The following is a 1,368-nucleotide window of genomic DNA, read 5'->3' as shown; positions in this document are numbered from 1 at the left end:
GCCCGGCGCTGGTCGTGGCTGGCGGGCCCGGGCGTCGTGGCCGTCAGCGCCGCCGTCCTGGGCGGCGCGACCCTCACCGGCGGACCGGCGCCCGAGGCGCAGGCCGCCGTCCCCGACCACCTGCTGGCCGCCGCCCGCGCCGAGCGGCAGGTGACCACCGCCGCCGCGTGGTTCTCCGCGCAGGACCTGCGCACCAGCGCCGACGCCCGCGTCGAGGCCGAGCGCGTCGCCGCCGAGCAGGCGCGCCTGGCCGCCGAGGCCGCGGCCGCCGCCGAGGCCGCCCGCAGCGCCCAGCGCGACCCGCGCGGCGTGGCCCGCGCCCTGGCGGCCGAGCGCGGCTGGGGCGAGCAGCAGTTCTCCTGCCTGGACTCGCTGTGGACCAAGGAGAGCGGCTGGGACCACACCGCCGACAACCCCACCTCCAGCGCCTACGGCATCCCGCAGGCCCTGCCCGGGCGCAAGATGGCCACCGCCGGGGCGGACTGGGAGACCAACCCGGTCACCCAGATCACCTGGGGCCTGGGCTACATCGAGCGCAGCTACGGCACGCCCTGCTCGGCGTGGGCGCACTCCGAGTCGCACAACTGGTACTGAGCCCGGCGGGCTCGAGGACCCCGGCCGGAGCCGGCCGGGGTCTCAGCCGTCCAGGCCCCCGCACGGGCAGCCCAGCGCCGAGCACAGCGCCGCGCGCAGCTCGTGCGGCCCGGCGGCCGGGCGGGGGAACGGCGCCCGCAGCACCCGCGTGCCGGTGCCCGCGGTGACCAGCACGTCCAGCCCGTAGCGGTCCACGCCGACGACGGAGACCTCCCGGGCGCGCACGGCCTGCTCGGGGGGCAGCTCGCGCAGCACCCACGCCACCAGCGCGTCGCGGTGCAGGCCCTCCACGTGCGCCACCACGCCGCCCTCGTCGGCGTAGAAGGGGTCGGCGGTGGCGGCCGCGACGGCGTCCTCGTCGAGCAGGTGCACGCCCTCGGCGGTCGTCACCCGCACGTCGGCGACCTCCAGGCGCCACAGCGCGCGCGTGGTGCCCACGTCGAGCAGCGCGCCCAGCGGCAGCGCCGCCGCGGCCGCCTGCGCCAGCTCTCGCTGCCCGGCGGCGTCGACGCGCTCCACCCAGCCGGTCGCGCACAGCCGGGCGCGCGGCAGCGCCGCCTGCCCGGGCGGCACGTCCAGCACGTCGAGCACGGCGGGGACCCCGGAGGCGCCCGCCGGCGCCCCGGCCGCCTCGCGCGCCAGCTCCTCCAGCCGCTCGTGCACCGCCTCGCCGGTGCCCACGAGCAGCAGCAGCTCCCCGCGCGAGTCGGTGAGGTGCTGCACGCGGTGCGCCTGGGTGCCCCCGCCGCCGCGCGCGGCGGGGGCGTGGGGGGC

The 1,368-nt window shown here is 80.2% G+C and carries 2 protein-coding genes; one reads left to right on the top strand and one right to left on the bottom strand.

What is annotated here, in order from left to right; translation table 11 throughout:
* Window positions 1–36 precede the first annotated feature (36 nt).
* Complete coding sequence (locus tag GTR00_RS23155) at window positions 37–594, top strand: aggregation-promoting factor C-terminal-like domain-containing protein (RefSeq protein WP_407659760.1); 558 nt, start codon at window positions 37–39, stop codon at window positions 592–594.
* Between the two features lie 42 nt (window positions 595–636).
* Here GTR00_RS23155 and GTR00_RS20910 read toward each other — a convergent pair.
* On the bottom strand, window positions 637–1,368 hold a 732-nt coding region (locus GTR00_RS20910; RefSeq protein ID WP_205706331.1), incomplete at its 5' end, for a DUF2470 domain-containing protein.

It is taken from the genome of Kineococcus indalonis (assembly GCF_009906395.1).
Taxonomy (GTDB): domain Bacteria; phylum Actinomycetota; class Actinomycetes; order Actinomycetales; family Kineococcaceae; genus Kineococcus; species Kineococcus indalonis.
Note: the sequence above shows the minus strand (reverse complement) of the source record. Positions and strands in the feature narration are given on the sequence as shown.